The organism is Bradyrhizobium sp. AZCC 1610 (genome assembly GCF_036924515.1).
In the GTDB taxonomy this organism is placed as follows: domain Bacteria; phylum Pseudomonadota; class Alphaproteobacteria; order Rhizobiales; family Xanthobacteraceae; genus Bradyrhizobium.
In genome coordinates this window covers 4,337,574-4,356,387 of the sequence record NZ_JAZHRR010000001.1, presented here as the reverse complement: position 1 = coordinate 4,356,387, position 18,814 = coordinate 4,337,574, and the positions used below count along the sequence as shown (strand labels likewise).

23 protein-coding genes are annotated in these 18,814 nt (G+C 63.2%); 14 read left to right on the top strand and 9 right to left on the bottom strand.

The annotated features are described in order from the left end of the window. Positions 1–71 precede the first annotated feature (71 nt). Together V1279_RS21680 and V1279_RS21675 are read left to right on the top strand one after the other, a co-directional pair. Positions 72–455 carry a DUF1488 family protein gene (locus tag V1279_RS21680; protein ID WP_334439911.1) on the top strand — a complete coding sequence of 128 codons (384 nt, stop codon included), beginning with the start codon at positions 72–74 and terminating at the stop codon, positions 453–455. A gap of 166 nt (positions 456–621) precedes the next feature. Beyond that, on the top strand, positions 622–858 hold the full coding sequence (locus V1279_RS21675) for a hypothetical protein (protein ID WP_334439910.1): 237 nt from the start codon (positions 622–624) through the stop codon (positions 856–858). A 47-nt stretch (positions 859–905) separates the two neighbouring features. On the opposite strand, the gene V1279_RS21670 is transcribed toward V1279_RS21675, so the two are convergent. Continuing rightward, entirely contained in the window at positions 906–2,300 is a 1,395-nt protein-coding gene (locus V1279_RS21670) for an FAD-binding oxidoreductase (protein WP_334439909.1), read from the bottom strand. Positions 2,301–2,451: 151 nt separating this feature from the next. Further along, positions 2,452–2,712, bottom strand: coding sequence for a hypothetical protein (locus V1279_RS21665; protein ID WP_334439908.1), 261 nt, complete (start codon positions 2,710–2,712; stop codon positions 2,452–2,454). A 264-nt stretch (positions 2,713–2,976) separates the two neighbouring features. On the opposite strand from V1279_RS21665, the gene V1279_RS21660 reads away from it, so the two are divergent. Next, complete coding sequence (locus V1279_RS21660) at positions 2,977–3,207, top strand: hypothetical protein (RefSeq protein ID WP_334439907.1); 231 nt, start codon at positions 2,977–2,979, stop codon at positions 3,205–3,207. A gap of 231 nt (positions 3,208–3,438) precedes the next feature. On the opposite strand, the gene V1279_RS21655 is transcribed toward V1279_RS21660, so the two are convergent. From V1279_RS21655 to V1279_RS21640, 4 genes are all read right to left on the bottom strand, one after another. Then, a complete protein-coding gene (locus V1279_RS21655; RefSeq protein WP_334439906.1) occupies positions 3,439–3,762 on the bottom strand; it encodes a copper-binding protein in 324 nt (107 codons plus the stop codon). Positions 3,763–4,102: 340 nt separating this feature from the next. Continuing rightward, on the bottom strand, positions 4,103–5,086 hold the full coding sequence (locus V1279_RS21650) for a GGDEF domain-containing protein (RefSeq protein ID WP_334446515.1): 984 nt from the start codon (positions 5,084–5,086) through the stop codon (positions 4,103–4,105). Positions 5,087–5,313: 227 nt separating this feature from the next. Continuing rightward, entirely contained in the window at positions 5,314–6,069 is a 756-nt protein-coding gene (fliP, locus tag V1279_RS21645; protein ID WP_334439905.1) for a flagellar type III secretion system pore protein FliP, read from the bottom strand. Continuing rightward, complete coding sequence (locus V1279_RS21640; protein ID WP_334439904.1) at positions 6,066–7,127, bottom strand: flagellar biosynthetic protein FliO; 1,062 nt, start codon at positions 7,125–7,127, stop codon at positions 6,066–6,068. The genes fliP and V1279_RS21640 overlap by 4 nt, the downstream gene beginning before the upstream one ends. A gap of 449 nt (positions 7,128–7,576) precedes the next feature. Between V1279_RS21640 and flgB the strand changes: the two genes are divergently transcribed. The 10 genes from flgB to V1279_RS21590 all read left to right on the top strand — a co-directional run bounded on the left by flgB (position 7,577) and on the right by V1279_RS21590 (position 16,240). Next, complete coding sequence (gene flgB / locus V1279_RS21635; protein ID WP_334439903.1) at positions 7,577–7,987, top strand: flagellar basal body rod protein FlgB; 411 nt, start codon at positions 7,577–7,579, stop codon at positions 7,985–7,987. A 19-nt stretch (positions 7,988–8,006) separates the two neighbouring features. Beyond that, positions 8,007–8,432 (top strand): flagellar basal body rod protein FlgC, encoded by a 426-nt coding sequence (flgC, locus tag V1279_RS21630; RefSeq protein WP_334439902.1) that lies wholly within the window; start codon positions 8,007–8,009, stop codon positions 8,430–8,432. Positions 8,433–8,448: 16 nt separating this feature from the next. Then, positions 8,449–8,760 (top strand): flagellar hook-basal body complex protein FliE, encoded by a 312-nt coding sequence (gene fliE, locus V1279_RS21625; RefSeq protein WP_334439901.1) that lies wholly within the window; start codon positions 8,449–8,451, stop codon positions 8,758–8,760. A 102-nt stretch (positions 8,761–8,862) separates the two neighbouring features. Further along, positions 8,863–9,126, top strand: a complete 264-nt coding sequence (gene fliQ, locus V1279_RS21620) for a flagellar biosynthesis protein FliQ (protein ID WP_025588824.1) — start codon at positions 8,863–8,865, stop codon at positions 9,124–9,126. A gap of 14 nt (positions 9,127–9,140) precedes the next feature. After that, positions 9,141–9,911: a flagellar biosynthetic protein FliR gene (gene fliR / locus V1279_RS21615; protein WP_334439900.1), complete on the top strand. Its 771-nt coding sequence runs from the start codon at positions 9,141–9,143 to the stop codon at positions 9,909–9,911. Between the two features lie 98 nt (positions 9,912–10,009). Next, entirely contained in the window at positions 10,010–11,083 is a 1,074-nt protein-coding gene (flhB, locus tag V1279_RS21610; RefSeq protein WP_334439899.1) for a flagellar biosynthesis protein FlhB, read from the top strand. Positions 11,084–11,267: 184 nt separating this feature from the next. Then, entirely contained in the window at positions 11,268–13,823 is a 2,556-nt protein-coding gene (gene cckA / locus V1279_RS21605; protein WP_334439896.1) for a cell cycle histidine kinase CckA, read from the top strand. Positions 13,824–13,991: 168 nt separating this feature from the next. Next, positions 13,992–14,981: a Tim44 domain-containing protein gene (locus tag V1279_RS21600; RefSeq protein ID WP_334439894.1), complete on the top strand. Its 990-nt coding sequence runs from the start codon at positions 13,992–13,994 to the stop codon at positions 14,979–14,981. 144 nt (positions 14,982–15,125) lie between these two features. Next, the gene (locus V1279_RS21595; protein ID WP_334439891.1) at positions 15,126–15,806 is read left to right on the top strand and encodes a lectin; all 681 of its coding nucleotides are present in this window, start codon (positions 15,126–15,128) and stop codon (positions 15,804–15,806) included. 149 nt (positions 15,807–15,955) lie between these two features. Then, entirely contained in the window at positions 15,956–16,240 is a 285-nt protein-coding gene (locus V1279_RS21590) for a hypothetical protein (protein WP_334439888.1), read from the top strand. A 110-nt stretch (positions 16,241–16,350) separates the two neighbouring features. On the opposite strand, the gene V1279_RS21585 is transcribed toward V1279_RS21590, so the two are convergent. After that, the gene (locus V1279_RS21585) at positions 16,351–16,764 is read right to left on the bottom strand and encodes a DUF3606 domain-containing protein (protein WP_334439885.1); all 414 of its coding nucleotides are present in this window, start codon (positions 16,762–16,764) and stop codon (positions 16,351–16,353) included. A gap of 208 nt (positions 16,765–16,972) precedes the next feature. Here V1279_RS21585 and V1279_RS21580 point away from each other — a divergent pair, with 208 nt between their 5' ends. Continuing rightward, entirely contained in the window at positions 16,973–17,680 is a 708-nt protein-coding gene (locus tag V1279_RS21580; protein WP_334446514.1) for a glutathione S-transferase, read from the top strand. Between the two features lie 53 nt (positions 17,681–17,733). Here the strand turns inward: V1279_RS21580 and V1279_RS21575 are convergent, their stop codons facing one another. Then, entirely contained in the window at positions 17,734–18,093 is a 360-nt protein-coding gene (locus V1279_RS21575) for a GFA family protein (protein WP_334439882.1), read from the bottom strand. 22 nt (positions 18,094–18,115) lie between these two features. Further along, complete coding sequence (locus V1279_RS21570) at positions 18,116–18,790, bottom strand: methyltransferase family protein (protein ID WP_334439879.1); 675 nt, start codon at positions 18,788–18,790, stop codon at positions 18,116–18,118. Between the last annotated feature and the right edge of the window lie 24 nt (positions 18,791–18,814).

Here is an 18,814-nt window from a genome sequence, read left to right as displayed (position 1 = left end):
AGGAGGACGTCGGCGTCGTCTTGGCGCTTCCTGCTATCGTCTCTAGCTAGCCGTCCAAAACTGGCCGTCCGATGCCGCTGACCCGCGACCGAATTATTGGACACGACAATGAACGCCTGGCGTTCAGGTTCACCATGCTGAACGACGCCGATACGGTCGAGTGCCAGATCAGCGATGCCGCATTGGACGAACTCGGAGGCGTGAAGGGTACGGAGAGCATGGCAAGGCAGGCGCAATTTTTGGCGCTGCGGGATGCCGTCGAGGGCATCGCATCCGAAATTTTCGACAAAGGGCCGTGCGTGAGAGGCCAGATCGTCAGGATATTCACCAAGCACGTTCAGAAATCACCGCCATCGCTGGCCGACCCGATCGCGACCGGCTCGGAGCCGGATACGGACAACACCGTTTCGCTGCGGGTCATTGCCGAAACGAGGTCGGCAAGCGCGTCGCAATAACGCGCCGCGCTGCGGTCGCCCCGACACGGCCGCATGGCAACAACCGCGTCCGGCGGAACGGGGCCATCGAGCGCGACGAGATGGCGCGTCGTTCCGTCACCTCTCGACAGATGCCTGTCAAAGCGGCAACCTGCAGGCAACCAACCTGCCGGAGGACACCGTCACGATGAGCAAGCCCGCCAAAACCGAAGCCGAACTCATCGAGATGGCGCGAGCCGAATTGAAGGTTCACGCCGATTGCCCCGACGGCATCGTCATATCCGTGCTTCGCGATGGCGATAGCTGGGAATTTCGTGCCCAGGCTGATGACGCCACCATCGCCAAACCCGGCTATCCCGAATGTGTCGCCATGCTGGTCCAGGTCGGTGACCACCTCTGCAAGCAGTATGACTTCAAGGAGTGAGGGGCAGTTGCGAGCGTCCGGCTCGGCTTGACCGCTTCAAAACGTCTTCACACCGTAAAAATTCGCCCCGGGTTCAAAATGTTCTTCGGGTCGAGCGCGCGCTTGAGCGTGCGCATGGTTTCGATTTCCTCTTCGGTGCGGCTCATTCTCAGGTAAGGCCGCTTCAGGATGCCGATGCCGTGTTCGGCCGAGATCGAGCCACCGAACTCGCCCGTGATGTCGTAGACGAGCTTCTCGAATTCATCGTGCTTGTCGGGCGTGTGCTCGTGATGCACGTTGAGATGCAAATTGCCGTCGCCGGCATGGCCGAACACGATGGCGAAGGCGTGCGGGTCAACGGCCCTGATGCGCGATCCGATCGTGTCGGCATATTCCTCCATCCGGTCGATGGCGAGGCTGACATCGAAACCAACGCGGGCGGTGTAAGGGAAGGTCCGACCCAGTTCGACGCTGGAATCGCGGATGCGCCAGATCGCGGTGGCGGATGCATTCGAGGTCGAGAGTGTGGCGTCGAGAATCAGATTGTCGTCCATTGCCGTCTCGAGCAGTTTTTCGAGACCGGCATGGATACGCTCGGGGTCGCTGCCGGAAGCCTCCAGCAGAACATAGAACGGGTGATGGGTAGGCAGCGGCCCGGCCACGCCCTTCACGCGCTCGACGGTGAGGCGGTAGTACGCATTCCACATCACCTCGAATGCGGTCAATTCGCCGCCGAGACGCTCCCGCGCCATCCTCAGGAATGCCGTGATCTGCCCGAACGAGGGCAGCGCGCACAGCGCCACCTGCCGCTCCGCCGGCGCGGGAAAGACGCGTAGCGCAGCGCGCGTCACCACGCCGAGGATGCCCTCGCTGCCGATGAAAAGCTGCTTCAGGTCGATGCCGGTGTTGTTCTTGATGTATTTGCGCAGGCCCTTGAGCACGGTCCCGTCGGCCGTGACGACTTCGAGCCCGAGGATCAGGTCACGCGTCATGCCGTACCGGATGACGCGGTTGCCGCCGGCATTGGTCGAGATGTTGCCGCCGATGGTGCAACTGCCGCGCGCGCCGAGGTCGAGCGGAAACATCAGGCCGTCCTGCTCGACCCGCTCCTGGAGCTTTTGCAGCGGCGTGCCGGCCTGCGCGATGGCGACACCGGCGGAGGCATCGACCTCTTCAACGCTGTTCATGCGCTCCATCGACAGCACGATTTCATTCGCATTCGGCAGCGCGCCGCGCACCAGCCCGGTCATGCCGCCTTGCGTCGTAATGGGGACACCTTCGCGGTGACAGAGCCGCAGCAACACGGAGACATCCTCCGTCGTTCTCGGGCGGACGACCGCGCGCGGTTTCGGCACCGGATTGCCGGCGAGATCGTGATGATAGCGCGCGTCGATGTCGCCGCCTGATAGCACCGCGCCCTTGTCGAGCACGTTGCGCAGTTCGTCAATGAAGCCCTCGGACATGCCCCTGCCTCTTCTTTATGAGAAGTTTGGCCGAAGCTTTACATGCGGCATGGCCAGGAAGAAACCCGGGCCGGCGTCAATCGCGGCGTTTTCCGAGCTGGAAAGGCGGGCTCTGAAACTGCCATCCGTCGGCCGGTGCTGTGACCGGCGATCAGTGCGGCTGTCGCCAGGAGATCCTGTGCAGGGCCTTCTTGATGCGCGACTTCGGCATCGGCGGGGTGACAGTGGGGCTGATGGTGGGGCTGTCCTGCCGCTCGGGCTCGATCGAAGTGATCTGGTTGCAGGCGTCGCACTTGTAAACGTAGATAAGGGGGCGCAGTCCGATCCGGGGCAGCTTTCCGATCTGGGCCGTACCTACGCCGCAGAACTCGCAGCGCGGCGGCAGACCGGTTTCTGAAGGCTGGACGGGCATATCGAACTATCGCTGAAGCAACAAACGACTCAATTCGGCAATGGTGGCTGCCGATTGCATCCTAATCGTGGACAGAAAGTCCGTAAGACTACGAGGTCGTGCCGCTCATTCGCCGCCGGCGTCCATCTTTTGCCGCCAAATCGACCCCGGCCTGGCATCCAAACAACACACTGCAGGGTGCAAACTCGCAACGCCAGCGCGTGACCACACGGAAATTCCACCGGATCGAGTCCGGCCGGATTGTAATTTGCAAGGCGTGCAGAAATGTCCTCCACCAAAGGTCAAGACACATCGATGCAAGCAGCGCTGGCGGTTGCGGAGGCCGCGGCGTCCCGTCCATCGCCCGCCGACAGGTTCAATATCGATCGGGAAGGGCCGGCGAAACGCGCCGTAAAACTCGGGGCGCTGCAGCAACGATTCCAGAAGTTGAACGAGTATTGCGACGAGGCGGCCGCTGAAATTCGCGCTTCGCTCGAAAGGGCTCCGCCGCGCTAGCGCGTGATCCGCACGAAACGGGCGTCGTCTGGATTAAACGCGCAGACGTTTGCGGCAGATCAAGGCAAGCCGGCCGGATTGCCTTACCCGGATTGCCTTACAGCGAATTCCATGCCGAGCGGCCCCTTGTTCTGGATGGGGAATTTCCGGTTACGAGGCCCGGACTCCGGGCCTCGCCATTCTCAGATCGAAGTCAGACGTCACGAGATTCGATGCCGCGTCGGCAACGCCTCACTTCTTGTCGATCTTCGTGACCGCGTCCGTCTTGTCGATCTTCGTGATGGTCTTGGTCCCCGCGGTGTCACTTACGGCAAAGGTGACCCTGTCGCCGGCGTGCAGGACGTTCAGCCGTGCGCCGTCCTGGATCTTGAATTCTTCGGTCGCGGCGCCGGTGTTCGCGCCGGTGGTGCCATCAGGCATATCCTTGATCGAGATGGTGCCGCTGATCCGATCTATTCTCGTCACCATTCCGGTCCGCGGTTGCTGGGCAAGGGCCGACGTACCGGCGATGCTGAGGGCCGCGGTGGCGGCCATAATCATCCCTGCGATCTTCATGAAATACTCCCGGCTGTAGGGCATCTACGATAAGCCGGGATTGCGGCAATAGTTCCACGGCGAAGCGGGATTGCGGCTTTTTCTTCCGTTCGAATACGGGCAACGCCGGCCCGGTTGCCTGATTCCAGCCACGTATCACGTTCTCGGGTCGCGCAAACGCCATCCCCACGAGTCTGCGCAGGGAATGCCGACCAATCTGAAGGCCATGCTGGGCCCTGGCTACCGGCCCGCCGGATAGCTCTATCGCTTTCGGGCGGCGTGGACGCCGGCCCGCGCAAGGAAAGTGCATCAATGCAAAGGGTGAAGGCGCGTTTCTGATTCAACCGGAATCGATGAAGCTCTAGGCTGCGCCGGCCTCGGGCTCGAGTTCGGTTTCCGTCACCGTGCGGTTGCGGCCGAGCCGCTTGGCTTTATAGAGCCCGCGGTCGCAGCGCTCGATCATGGCGTCCGCAGATTCGGCGAGGCGGAATTGCGCCACCCCGATCGAAACCGTGACGCTGCCGATCTCCTTGCCGGTTGCGCGGCGGGTGAGCTTCGCTTCGGCAATGCGGCGGCGAATGCGCTCGGCGACCGACGTGCAAGCCTCGAGATCGGCGCCCGGAAGCACCGCGATCAATTCCTCGCCGCCGTAGCGGGCCGCCAGATCCACCTCGCGAACACCTTCCTGCAAGACCTTTGCGACCAGCCGAAGCACCTGGTCGCCGACCTGATGGCCATAATCGTCGTTGAATTTCTTGAAGTGATCGATGTCGATCAGGAAGACGCTGAGCGCCTCGTCCTTTTCCATCGCCGAGATCTGGGCGAGGCGGAGGAATTCATCCATCGAGTGCCGATTGGCGAGCCCGGTCAGCGCATCGGTGTTGGAGCGTTGCTCGGCCGCCTTCAGCGAGTCGCGGATGCTGTCCAGTTCCTCCGAGGTGGCGGCGAAATTTGCCTCCAGCGTCGCGGCCCGCGTCGTCGCCTTTGACAATTCATCAACCAGTTTCGCAATGATCGTCCGGGGATCGGTGGCGACAGCGGCTTCGGACGACACTTCGCCGAGCGCTTTGATGTGGGTCTGGTTGTCGGTAACGGCGGTGTTCAGGAATTGCTGGGCGGTGGCGATCAGGCCGCTCAATTGATCGGGAAGGTCGCTGAGCGGGTCGCCTCCGGACTGCGGCGCCACATAGGTAATGTAGAGCTCGTGGTTGATCGCCGGGTCGAATTTGCGCTTGCCCGCGATCAGGATATCGATGGTTTTTCGCAGCGCCAGCGAATTGCCCAGGGAATATTCGAACCAGACCGCGAAATTGGTGGGGGTGGCAGCAACTGACTGCTGCGACATCAACCGAATAGCCCGGTCGGCAATCGTCGTGGCGTATTCGACGTCCATATCGCCGATAGGCTGGCCTGCCATCGTTTAACCCGGTGATGCGTTTGCTGCGAAATTCAGTCCCTGGCATCCATTGTGCACGAAGGACCTAATCTGACCTTAAATTCGCCAGGAAACTCCGCAGCAAATACGTAACTAATATTGACCTATTGGGTTGTGGAACCCGCGGCAACCGGCCGCTAGCTGCCGCCATAGCTCTGCACCAGGCTCCCCGCCACCAGCGACCAGCCGTCGACCAGCACGAAAAAGATCAACTTGAACGGCAGCGACACCACGACTGGTGGCAGCATCATCATACCCATCGACATCAGGACCGATGCGACGACGAGATCGATGATCAGGAACGGGAGGAACAGCAGGAAGCCGATCTCGAAGGCGCGTTTCAGTTCGGAGATCATGAAGGCCGGGACCAGGATCCGCAGCGACAGGTCCTCCGGCGTTGCCGGCGGCGGCTCGCCGGAGAGGTCGACGAACAGCTTCAGATCCTTTTCACGAACGTTCTTCTGCATGAAGCCGCGCAGCGGCACCGAAGCCTTTTGCAGCGCTTCCTCGACCCCGATCTGGTTGGCGACCAGGGGTTTGATGCCGTCGTCATAGGACCTCTGCAGGACGGGGCCCATCACGAACGCGGTCAGGAACATCGCGAGCGCAATGATCACCGAGTTGGGCGGGGCGGTCGCGGTGCCCAATGCGGTGCGCAGCAGCGACAGTACGACGACGATCCGCGTGAACGACGTCATCATGATCAGGATCGACGGCGCGATCGACAGTACCGTCAACAGCGCGATCAACTGGATCGCGCGCTCGGTGACGCCGCCGCCGCCCTGGCCGAGACTGATGCTGATATCCTGCGCCAGCGCCGGGTCGGCGAGCGATCCGGCGGCGGTTAGGATTAAGAAAAATAAAACTCTACGCGGAGAAGCCGGCGGCCTCACGAAGGGTTCTTCGGACGGCCGAGCAAGGACGCCATCTCGTCTTCCAGATTTTCGAAGCCGCTCTTCTGCGGAGCGGGCGTGGGAACGGGAGGCTCGCTGCGGGAGGTACGGGCGGGCGGCGTTTCCGGCGCAACCGGCGGCGCCACCGGTTCGGCCGGCCGGCGCAAGGCGGCTTCCAGCCGCTGCGCCATTTCGGCGAGATTCTGGTCGGCACTCGACGGCGCGGGGGCTGGAGGGGGCGGAGGCGGCGGCGCGGCGGTGCGTTCGGGCGCTCGGGCCGGGGTCTCACGAACCGCCGGAGTGTCACGGACAGGCGTGTCACGGGCAGGCAGCGCCTCACGGATTGGCGGCGCCTCGCGGACCGGCGATGCCTCACGGACAGGCAGCGCCTCACGGACTGGCGGTGCCTCCCGGACTGGCGGTGCCTCCCGGACTGGCGGTGCCTTGGGCAACTCGCGCTGCGGCCGTGGCATCAGCGGCTCGTTGCGGCCCAGGCGCGGCAGGGCCGGTTCGGGGCGACCGCTGATCGATTCCGGCGCAAAGCCCGTCAATGGATCGCTGCGACGTTCCGGCATCGGCGGCGGCGCAGGGCGTCGGACTTCGTCGGCGAAGGAGGGCCGTGCGGGGCGCGGCGGCGGCTCCGGCATTTGCGGTTCGGCATGATGATCGAAGGCGTCGGTCGATCGCGAATCGGATCTTGCCGCCTCGTCGCTCCAGGCGGCATCGGGCAGCGGCGCGATGCGCGGCGCCTGCTCGCCGACTGCCGGGCGCGGCGCCATTTGATCGCGGTTGGGCATCGCGCGCACGATGTTGGGTTCGACCACGATGTCGCTCGGGCCACCGATCATCAGGAGATGCTCGACATTGTCGCGCCGTACCAGCACGAGGCGCCGGCGGCCGTCCACGGCAGCGGCGTCGATCACGGCGAGCCGCGGCATACGTCCGCGCTGGGTATTGGCGCCGAGGCGGTTGCTGGCGAAACGGCGAACCAGCCAGGCGGCAACGCCGATCAGCGCCAGAACGGCGATGAATGCGAAGAGAAATGTGAGTGTCTGCATTCTTTAGTCCCCGGCCACGGGCCGTTCTCTTGATGCTGGCTTCGACGAGTGCGGTTTAGGTCTTGCTGTCCGGGATCTTGCTGCCGAGCATGTTCCCCGGGAACACGATTCCCGCCATCCTGACCATGCTCCGAAGCGATCCGCAGACGGCGAATCACGCCCGAGATCAGCCATATTCCTTAATTCCCCGCGGCGAGCGCCGCCGTCCGGTTAATTAATAGACCAAGAATCGCTTGAGCCAAAACGACTTCTGAGCGCCCCAAGTTGCATTGGGTGCTGCTGGTTAACGCAGTTTTCGTGGCGAAAATGCGCTCGTTTTGTCGCTGTCAGCGGGTATTGGCTGACGTCGGCGGGAGCATAACGTAATTTTAACCGGCCGTTAACCATACACCGGGCAAATTCTGCCTACCTCGCGGCGTCTGCCAGAGGTTAACGGGGAGCCGCTCGCGATGGCTATCAACGACCTTCCGATCCTGTCGGCGCTGCGCACCAAGATGCAGTGGCACCAGGAACGCCAGCGCGTGCTCGCCGAAAATGTGTCCAACGCCAACACCCCGAATTTCAGGCCGAGCGACCTGGTCGAGCCGAAGTTCGACAACAAGGGCGCCAACGTCGGCGGCGCGATGGGGTCGCTCGCCATGATGCGCACCAGCGGCACCCATATCGGCGTCTCCGGCGGCGGGCAGAGCTTCAGGGGCGATGGCGGCAAGAGCGGCTTCTTGACCAAGCCTGCCGGCAATGCGGTCAATCTGGAAGACCAGATGCTGAAGGTTTCGGCCAACCAGATGGATTACGCCGCGGCGACTTCGCTCTACAGCCGCAGCCTCGGACTTCTCAAAACCGCCATCGGAAAACGCTGACGCGTAAGGGAGCCGGATCATGGCAGATGATGGAAGCGACTTCGCCCGCTCGATGAGTATCGCGACCTCGGGGTTGCGCGCGCAGGCGGGGCGGATGCGGGTGATCTCGGAAAACATCGCCAATGCGGACTCCACCTCGCCGACCGCGGCCGGCGATCCCTATCGCCGCAAGGTGCCGACATTCTCGTCAGCGCTCGACCGCACGCTGGACGCCAGGGTCGTGACGCTCGGCAAGGTCAGGACCGACCAGTCGGCGTTTCGCGTCAAGCATGAGCCGAGCAATCCGGCGGCGGACGCGGGCGGCAACGTCAAATATCCCAACGTCAATCCGCTGGTCGAAATGACCGACATGCGCGAGGCGCAGCGGTCCTATGAAGCCAACCTCAACATCATCAGCGCCACGCGCCGCATGATTCAACGCACGCTCGACATCCTCAAGGCCTGAACAGGAACCATAGAAAATGGCTTCACCGACCGTTGCAGCAAACGCCTACGCCGCGCTTTCGCGCATCATGGAAACCGGCGGCGCCGAGAAGAGCGGCCCATCCGCCGGCGGCCCGTCCTTCAGCGCGCTGCTCAAGGACGCGGTGGGAAGCGTGCTGGATGCCGGCAAGAAATCCGACGCCCACACCATGGCAATGAGTTCGGGAAAGGCTAACGTCATGGACGTGGTGACGGCGGTCGCGGAGACCGACGTCGCGGTCTCGACGCTGGTGTCGGTGCGCGACCGGGTGATCCAGTCCTACGAAGACATCATGAAGATGCCAATCTGACGTCCCTCGGGACGTCATCCTGGGCCCGATAGTTCCGCCTTCGCTCGTTGAGCTTCGGCGGACAAGTCGTTGCCGCGGACAAGTGTAGAGAAGGAAGTTGAAATGACCGGTGCTGAAACCCTCGACGTGGCGCGCGATGCGATCTGGACCATCGTGGTGGTGTCGTCGCCCCTGATGGTGATCGGCCTCGTGGTCGGCGTCGTGGTCTCGCTATTCCAGGCGCTGACCCAGATCCAGGAACAAACGCTGATCTTCGTACCGAAGATTCTCGCGATCTTCGTGACGTTGTTGCTGGCTTTGCCGTTCATGGCGGATTCGCTGCACAGCCACATGATGCGGATATCGTCGCGAATCATAGGCGGTTGATGCATTGTCAATAAATGCGCGTCGACATATCGCTGCTGCCGGCCCTTGCCGCCACCTTCATGCTGGTATTCGCCCGCGTGGGCGCCATGGTGATGCTGTTGCCGGGATTCGGCGAGAGCAATATCCCGGTGCGCATCAAGCTTGCGATCGCGCTGCTCCTGACGCTGATCATCCTGCCGCTGCACCGCGCCGCCTATCAGGTCGACCTGACCTCGATGAGTTCGCTCGGCGTATTGATGGTGCACGAGATCGTCATCGGCATCGTGCTCGGCGCCACCGCGCGCGTCACGCTGTCGGCGCTGGCGGTCGCGGGTTCGGTGATCGCTCAGCAACTCGGCCTCGGCTTCGTCACCGCCGTCGACCCGACCCAGGGGCAACAGGGTCTGCTGATCGGCAATTTTCTCACCATCCTGGGCATGACGCTGCTGTTTGCCACCGACAGCCATCACCTGGTCATATCGGCGCTGAACGAGAGCTACCGGATTTTCTCGCCGGGCGAACTGATGCCGAGCGGCGACGTCGCGGCGCTCGCCACGCGCGCGTTTGCCACCGCCTTCAAGATCGGCATGCAGCTTTCGGCGCCGTTCCTGGTGTTCGGCCTCGTCTTCAATATCGGCCTTGGTGTGCTGGCGCGGCTGATGCCGGCGATGCAGGTCTATTTCGTCGGCGTGCCGCTGTCGATCATGGTGGGCTTTTTGATCTTCGGCCTCGTCCTCACCGGAATGATGGCGACCTATCTCAACTACTTCATCGGCGTGATGCACGAGCTGACGCCGCTGAAATAGAGCATGATCCGGAAAAGTGGGTACCGGTCTTCCCTCGCGACAAACGCGGAACGCGTTTGCGCGGAGATCATGCTCAAACAAAAGGCTAGGACGCCGCGATGGCCGACGATTCCGACGACAAAACAGAAGACCCTACGCAAAAACGTCTCGACGATGCGCTTGAAAAGGGGGACGTCGCCAAAAGCCAGGAGGTCAACACCTGGTTCATCATTGCGGGCGCCACGCTGATATTATCGACCTTCTCGGGATCGATCGGCGGCGGCATCCTGACGCCGCTGCGCAACCTGATCGCCAATGCGGGCCAGCTTCGCACCGATGGCGCGGCGCTGCTCGCGCTCGGCAACACGCTGGGCTATGCCGTGCTCGGCGCGATCGGCGTGCCGCTCCTGATGCTGGCAATCGCCGCGATCGCCGGCAACATGATCCAGCACCGGCTGGTGTGGTCCTCGGAATCGCTGAAGCCGAAATTCAGCAAGGTGTCGCCCGGCGCGGGCCTGAAGCGCATCTTCGGCAAGCAGGCGGTGGCCAATTTCGCCAAGGGCGTGTTCAAGCTGATCGCGCTCGGTGCCGTCATGATGGCGGTGCTGTGGCCGGAGCGCGATCGCCTCGAATCGTTCCTGATGTTCGACCCTTCGGCAATCCTGGGCGTCACCACCAACCTGACGCTGCAGCTAATGGGCGCCGTGGTGGCGATGCTGGCGGCGGTTGCGATCGCGGACTACTTCTTCCAGTACCGGCAATGGTTCGAGCGGCAGAAGATGTCGCTGCAGGAGATCAAGGACGAATACAAGCAGTCCGAAGGCGACCCCCACATCAAGGGCCGTATCCGGCAGTTGCGGGTCCAGCGGATGAAGAAGCGCATGATGTCCGCCGTTCCCAAGGCCAGCGTGATCATCACCAACCCGACCCACTATTCCGTGGCGCTGTCCTACGACCGCGGCATGTCGGCGCCGGTCTGCGTCGCCAAGGGGGCCGACAACATCGCGCTCAAGATCCGGGAAATCGCCAGGAAGCACGACATTCCGATCGTGGAGAACGTGCCGCTGGCGCGCGCGCTTTATGCCACCGTCGATATCGACGAGGAGATTCCGGTCGAGCACTATCACGCGGTCGCCGAGATCATCGGCTACGTCATGGGCCTGAAGAACGGGCTTGCCACCCGGAGAATGTGAAAGGAACCGCTGGAAATCGCCTTGAAATGCCTTCAATCTGTCAAATAGCCGCCTGATGGGCTTGCGCTTGCGGGGCCGATTCAGGCACTCAATAAGGGGTGCGCCAGCCGAACGCGGGGTTACCTGCGGCCGGCCAATTTTGACCGGCGCGTGACCTCCTCGCCGAAGGGCAACGCCGCTTCATATGACCGTCGAAACTGACAGCCATTCGCCGACCAAGCCCTTTGCGGCTCACGAACCGGCGCGGCGGGGCGGTAGCATCGTGCTGGTGCTGCTGGTGGCTGCCGGCATCGTGGCGGTGGCGGTGGCGCTGATGACCATCGGCCGCGCACAGGCCCAGCCCTATATCCTCGGCGTGCTGGCGCTGCTCGCCATGGTCGGCCTGTTCAATCTGTTCGCCTTTGCCGCCGGTATCATCCGCTTTATCGACCGCGCCGCCGACGACCCCGTAATGGGCCGCATCGCCGATCACGCCCATGACGGTTTGGCCGTGACCGACCCGAAGGGCCATGTCGTCTATTCGAACGCCGCCTACCTGGCGCTGACGGGCGCCGCAAGCCCGCAGGACGTGCGCCCCATCGAACGCGTCTTCATCGGTAACCCGGACGTCTCCGAAGCCGTGTTCCGCCTGCTCAAGGCCGCCCGCGAAGGCAAGCGGCAGCAGGAGGAGGTCCGCATCGCCGGCTCTGACGGTGCCCAGGGACGCTGGTTGCGGATGCGGGTTCGTCCGCTCGGCCAGAGCAAGCGCGAAGCAAAATACGCGGTGTGGTCGATCGCCGACATCACGCGGGATCGCGAGCGCCAGGAAGATGTGTTCCGGGAGCTGCAGCACGCGATCGAATATCTCGACCACGCGCCGTGTGGCTTCTTCTCGGTCAGTCCGGCCGGCGACGTCATCTATGTCAACGCCACGCTGGCGAACTGGCTCGATTACGATCTCACCGAGATCGGTTCGGGTGGGCTGAAGCTCACCGATATCGTCTCCGGCGACGGCGCTGCGCTATTGACCTCGATCGTGGCGGTGCCCGGCGAGGTCAAGACCGAGGTGTTCGACATCGACCTGCGCATGCGCGGCGGCAAGACCATGCCGGTGCGGCTCTATCACAAGCTCGCCTTCGGCGCCGACGGCTCGCCGGGTTCGTCGCGTACGCTCGTGATCAGCCGCGCGCGCGACGAGCATTCCGACCCCGAACGCGCCGCCGAAGTCCGCTTCATGCGATTCTTCGACCATACGCCGATGGCGATTGCGACGGTGGACCGCGGCGGCGCCGTGGTGCGCGCCAATGCCCGCTTCGCCAAGCTCGCGCAGAGCCTCAGCCCGGACGGCGCGGCGAACAAGTCGATCATCCGCACCGTGAACGCGCGCGACCGCAGCCTTCTGATCGCAGCGATCAACCAGGCGGCGGAAGGGCAGGGCGATATCGCCCCGGTCGAGGCCATGCTCGACGGCGCCAAGGAGCGCTGGGGGCAGTTCTTCGTCACCGCGGTCGAGGAGGACGAGCGCGACACCGAAGCCGCCATCGTCTATCTGCTGGAGACCACCGAGCGGCGCACGCTGGAAAACCAGATCAACCAGTCGCAGAAGATGGACATGGTCGGCCAGCTCGCCGGCGGCATCGCGCACGACTTCAACAACGTGCTGTCCGCCATCATGATGGCCAACGACTTCCTGCTGAACGCGCACAAACCGACCGATCCGTCGTTCCAGGACATCATGCAGATCAAGCAGAACGCCACCCGCGCGGCGACGCTGGTGCGGCAACTGCTCGCGTTCTCGCGCCGCCAGACGCTGCGGCCGCAGGTGCTCGACCTCGGCGACGCCTTGTCCGATCTCACCATGCTGCTGCGGCGCTTGATCGGGGAGAAGGTCAAGCTCGACCTCGTGCATGGTCGCGATCTCTGGCCGGTCAAGGTCGACGTCTCGCAGTTCGAACAGGTGGTCGTCAATCTCGCGGTCAACGCGCGCGACGCCATGCCAGATGGCGGCAAGCTGACGGTGCGGACCGCCAATGTGACGGTGGATGAAGCAGCCCAGCTCACCCACAAGGGCATGCCGGCCGCCGACTACGTGCGGATCGACATTTCCGATACCGGTACCGGAATCCCCGCCGACATCGTCGACAAGATTTTCGAACCGTTCTTCTCGACCAAGGAGGTCGGCAAGGGCACCGGGCTTGGTCTCTCGACGGTGTACGGCATCGTCAAGCAGACCGGCGGCTTTGTCTATGTCGACTCCACACCCGGCGCAGGCACCACGTTCCGCATCTTCCTGCCGCGTCATCGGCCCGAACTGGAAGCGCAGCCGGAGGCGCAGGCCACCAACGGTGCGGGCAAGGAAGCCGCGGCGAAGCCGCGGCCCGACCTGACCGGGCAGGGCACCATCCTGCTGGTGGAAGACGAGGATGGGCTGCGCTCCCTGAATGCACGCGGCCTTCGTTCGCGCGGCTACAGCGTGATCGAGGCTTCCAACGGCATCGAGGCGATGGAGGCGCTCGACGAAAAGGACGGCGCGGTCGATCTTGTCGTCTCCGACGTCGTGATGCCGGAAATGGACGGCCCGACGCTGTTGCGCGAAATGCGCAAGCGCAATCCGAATCTCAAAATCATCTTCGTCTCAGGTTATGCTGAAGAAGCCTTCGACAAGAGCCTGCCGGAGAACGAACAATTCGCCTTCCTGCCGAAACCGTTCGCGCTCAGCGCGCTGGTCGAGAAGGTCAAGGAGACCATGACGGCGTCTTAGCGCCTGGGCCGAGAGCCAGCGACTCATGGTGAATACGGCGTTCACGGCCAAATCGTCACATCCCCGCGACCGAGGGCCGCAGTTCCGGTTCCCGATAATGGCTTCACTTTTAGGCAGCCGTGCCCATCTTAGGGACGCTTCCCCATCCTGGGGACTGAGGAAAAACACATGAATTTCTCGCAAGGCACGCGCGGAATTATTCGGGCACTGGCCATCGTCCTGTCCGTGGCGCTCCCGTTGGCGATCGCGATCTCGGAGGCTGACGCCCGCGTCGGCGGTGGCGGCAGTTCCGGTTCGCGCGGATCGAAGACCTATTCGGCGCCCCCGAGCACCACCACCGCGCCAGGCGCCGCGCAACCCATGAACCGTACCTTCACCCAACCGGGCACTCCCGGCGTGGGCGCCCCGGCGGCTGCCGGCGCGGCCAACAAGGGTGGGTTCTTCAACCGGCCCGGAATGATGGGGGGCATGCTTGGCGGTCTCGCCATGGGCTTCCTTGGCGCAGGCCTGTTCGGCATGCTGACCGGCGGCGGCTTGTTCTCCGGCCTCGGCGGCCTGTCCTCGATCATCGGCCTGCTGCTGCAGGTCGCCCTGATCGTTATCGTGGTGCGGCTGGCGATGTCGTGGTGGCAGCGCCGCCATACGGCGGCCTCCGCCTACGCGAATGGACCTGCTCCTGCCGCCGAAGGTCCCGGTGCACAGACCAGCTTCCGTTCCGGCCTCGGTGGCTTTGGACTGGGATCGGGCAGCGCGCCGCTGGAGATCCAGCCGGCCGACTATGAAGCCTTCGAGCGTCTGCTCAGTGAGGTTCAGGCCGCGTGGTCGAACGAGGACGTCGCTAAGCTGCATACGCTGGCGACCCCCGAGATGGTGTCCTACTTCTCCAAGGATCTCGAGGAGAACAAGGCCAAGAACGACGTCAACAAGGTGACCGACGTCAAGCTGCTGCAGGGCGACCTCGCAGAAGCCTGGCGCGAAGGTGAAACCGATTTCGCCAGCGTGGCGATGCGGTTCTCGCTGGTCGACAAGACCATGGAACGCACCACCGGCCGTCTGGTCGCGGGCAGCGAAACCCCGATCGAAGCGACCGAAGTCTGGACCTTCGCCCGCCGACGCGGCAGCGACTGGGAACTCTCGGCGATCCAGCAGACCAGCTGATCGCCACAACGTGACGAAGAAGGCGCTGCGGTTCGTTCCGCGGCGCCTTTTTCTTTATCAGAATGCCGGCCTCATTTCGCGCCGGAATAATGGTTGCCGTGATGTGTTGATGCCAACGAATCAAAAACAACAGGGAGAAACCAGATGAAGAGCTTCGCCAGGATCATCTCGCCGGCATGCTTTGCGCTTGCCGCCATATCGGCTCTCGCCAGCGCGCCCGCGCAGGCGCAATCGGCCGATACCGGTTTCTTCGTGACCAGCAACGGCATCGGCAATGGCGGCAATCTCGGCGGGCTCGCCGGCGCCGACAATCACTGCCAGACATTGGCGCAGGCGGCCGGAGCCGGCGGCAAGACCTGGCGCGCTTACCTCTCGACGCAAGCCGCCGACGGCACGCCGGCCGTCAATGCGCGCGATCGCATCGGCAAGGGGCCGTGGAAGAATGCCAAGGGCGCGGTAGTCGCCAAGGACGTCGCCGAATTGCACGGCGCCAACGGTCTCACCAAGCAGACCGCGCTCAGCGAGAAGGGCGAGGTCATCAACGGCCGCGGCGATACGTCCAATCGCCACGATGTGCTGACGGGATCGCAGCCCGATGGGTCAGCGTTTGCGGCGGGCGAGGATCGCACCTGCAAGAACTGGACGAGTTCGACGCAAGGCGCCGCGATAGTCGGACATTCCGATCGCGTCGGCCTGCGCGACGACGACGCCTCGAAATCCTGGAACTCTTCGCACCCCTCGCGCGGATCTGACGGTGGCTGCTCGCAGGCCGACCTGAAGAGCACCGGCGGCGACGGGTTGTTCTATTGCTTCGCGACGAACTGACCGCGCGGTATTTTTTGCGTTCGCCAGATAACCTCTCCGGCAAGCCTGAGAGAGATTGACGTACGTATGAGGTAACGGGCCTGGTCTGCCTCCTGATCGCGGAACTCCTGATTGTCTGGCGAGTTTTAATCGGGATCGGAGGACTTGCCATGAAACGTCTGCTTGTCGCGTTGATTTTGACCGTCCTGGCGCCGACGACGGTGGCGCTGGCCGGCAACACGTCGTCGAATTCCAGCTCCAACTCGTCGAACGGCGTTCATACCCGTGTCGATACAATTACGACCGACGATGGCCGTGGGCGGACAATTTATCAGCGGCGCAGCGTCCGCATCGACGCTGATCGCGGACGACCGACATACATGCGGAACACTGTCCGCGAACGCTACGGCCACCGCCCAATGCGCCGCTGGCACCCTGCTGACGATGACGATTGAGGCCATTCGCGCGTGGTCATGACGTCGCGCCGCGCTGCAGCACATGCGGCTACTGAGAGCCGCTCGGCTATCGCTTGGGCGCATTGCCTTGGTCGCGCTAAAGGCCGCCGCTAGGCGGCTTTTCTCTTTGTGCGCTTCTTTGTCATTTTGCCGGGACTCTTCCTGGCGCTCTTCTTCGCCTTCTTCGGAGCCTTGCCCTTGGCGAGATGGGCGCCGACTGTTTTCGACGAATGCCCGACGGCGGCGACCGCGGCCTTCAATCTGGCGGGCGTGACCTTGAACTTCTTCGACCAGTAGCTGACTTCATAGGGCTGGCTCACCGCGATGCGGGCCCGGTCGGCAGCCTTGTGCAGCTTGATATAGGCGCCTACCTTCTTGGCGGAGTGCCCCACTTTCTTGACGGCGGCTTTCAGCTTGGCCGGCGTGATCTTGAATTTCTTCGACCAGTAAGCGACCTCGTAAGGCTCGCTCACCGCGATCAGCCCGCGATCGGCCCCGCCGCGCTTCTTGCTGTTGTCCGCCATCCCCGTTCTCCTGTCGTGTTGAGAAATCAACGCTTCAAGCGGGAAGCAACCTACCACGCCCGCTCGCACTCGGACAGATTCGGCGCCTAGCGGAGATCTGCGCGCCGCGTTCATGCTGCGACGGTTGCGCGGACGCCGTGTTTGGCGTGACGAACGAACCGCGGGATGATTTGTTATGTCGGTCAAACCGGTAGCGGAGGTGTCATCGATGCGTTACGAGCTCTATTACTGGCCGATGATTCAAGGCCGCGGCGAATATGTCCGCCTCGCGCTGGAGGAGGCCGGCGCAGGCTATACCGACGTGGCGCGCCGCGGCAACGGCATGTCGGCAATGACGCGCATGATGGAAGCGGGGAAGGGAACGCCGCCCTTCGCGCCGCCGTTCCTGAAAGCCGGGAAGCTGGTGATCGGGCAGACCGCCAACATCCTGCTCTATCTGGGATCGCGCCATGGGCTGGCGCCGAAGGCCGAGGCCGGCAAACTCTGGGTGCATCAATTGCAGCTCACGATCGCCGATCTGGTGCTGGAAGTGCACGACACCCATCACCCGCTCGGTCAGTCGCTCTATTACGAGGACCAGAAGGCGCCGGCAAAAAAGCGCACCGATGAATTCTGGAAATCGCGCGTGCCGAAATATCTCATCTATTTCGAGGACCTGCTGGCGGCCAATGGCGGCACCTACATCACCGGCCGCCGCCTGACCTATGTCGATCTGTCGCTGTTCCAGATCGTGGAAGGCCTGCGCTACGCCTTTCCAAAGCGCATGCAGGAGTTCGAAGGGGAGATTCCCGGGCTCGTCGGCCTGCACGACCGGGTGGCGGCGCGGCCGAACATCAAGGCGTATCTGGCGAGCGATCGACGGATTGCGTTCAACGAGGAGGGGATCTTCCGGAGGTACAAGGCGCTCGATATCTAGTCCTGTCATTCCGGGTTCGCGCTGGCGCGCGCCCCGGAATGACGGCGTTGCCGTCACATGCTCCGTCCATCCACCGGCGTCATCGTCAGCTTCGACAGTTCGATGCCGTCGATGCAGCTTACATTCAGCGCCACCACGTCGCTGCCGTCGGGCTTCTTGCCGCGCGCGAAGACATCGACGCCGCAATCGACGCAGAGCTGGTGGTGGATCACGTGCTTGTTGAAGAGGTATTCTTTCAGGTTTTCCTCGCCGGCGCGGAGATGAAAGCTCTTCGGATCGAGAAAGGTGAAATGCAGCCCCTTCTTGGTGCAGATCGTGCAGTTGCAGGCGGTGACCATCGCGAGGTCGCTGGTGCATTCGAAACGTACCTGGCCGCAATGGCAGCCGCCGGTATAGGTCTTGCTATCGGGCATTCTGGTTCGCCATCGCCATGTTTCACCAAAGTCCGGGCACCAGACGATAGCGCACGCGCGCGGCATAGTCAGCATAATCAGGCAGTCCTTCGACCAGCGCGCGCTCCTCGATGCGGGCGCGAATGGCGAACAGGACGGCGAACACCGGCGCGAACGCCACACCCCACCACGATCCCAGGAGCAGCGGTATTCCAAGGAAGTACAGCATGATGCCGCTGTACATGGGATGACGGACGAAGGCGTAGGGCCCGCTTGAGATTACGCGTTGGTGGCGCTCGGCCTGCACCTTGACGACCGGTGCGGCGAACGAATTCTCGCGGAACACCCACATGATGAAGGCGATCGAGAGCAGATACATCGCAAGGCCGAGCGCCTGCAGCGGCAGCGGAACGTCGGAGGCGTTCGCGCGCCGGTCGAGGCCGATCGCAACGAGCCATAGCAACAGCGCCAGAAAGAAGATCAGCATGAATATCTTGTCGGCGGCAGGCTGGTTGGCCTGAAAAGTCGGCCGCATGCGCTCGGCGAGCAGCGCCGGATCGGTCTTGGCTAGCCACAATCCGCAGGCGGGGCCAAGGATCGCGCTGACGATCAGCATTACCCACGCCGCCGGCCAGTCCAGCGAACCCGCCGCGGCGAACAATAGCGCGCCCATGGCAATGACGACGATGGTGTTCTGCAGCAAGAGTTTTGCGATCATGCCCGGGTTCCATTCCCCGTGACA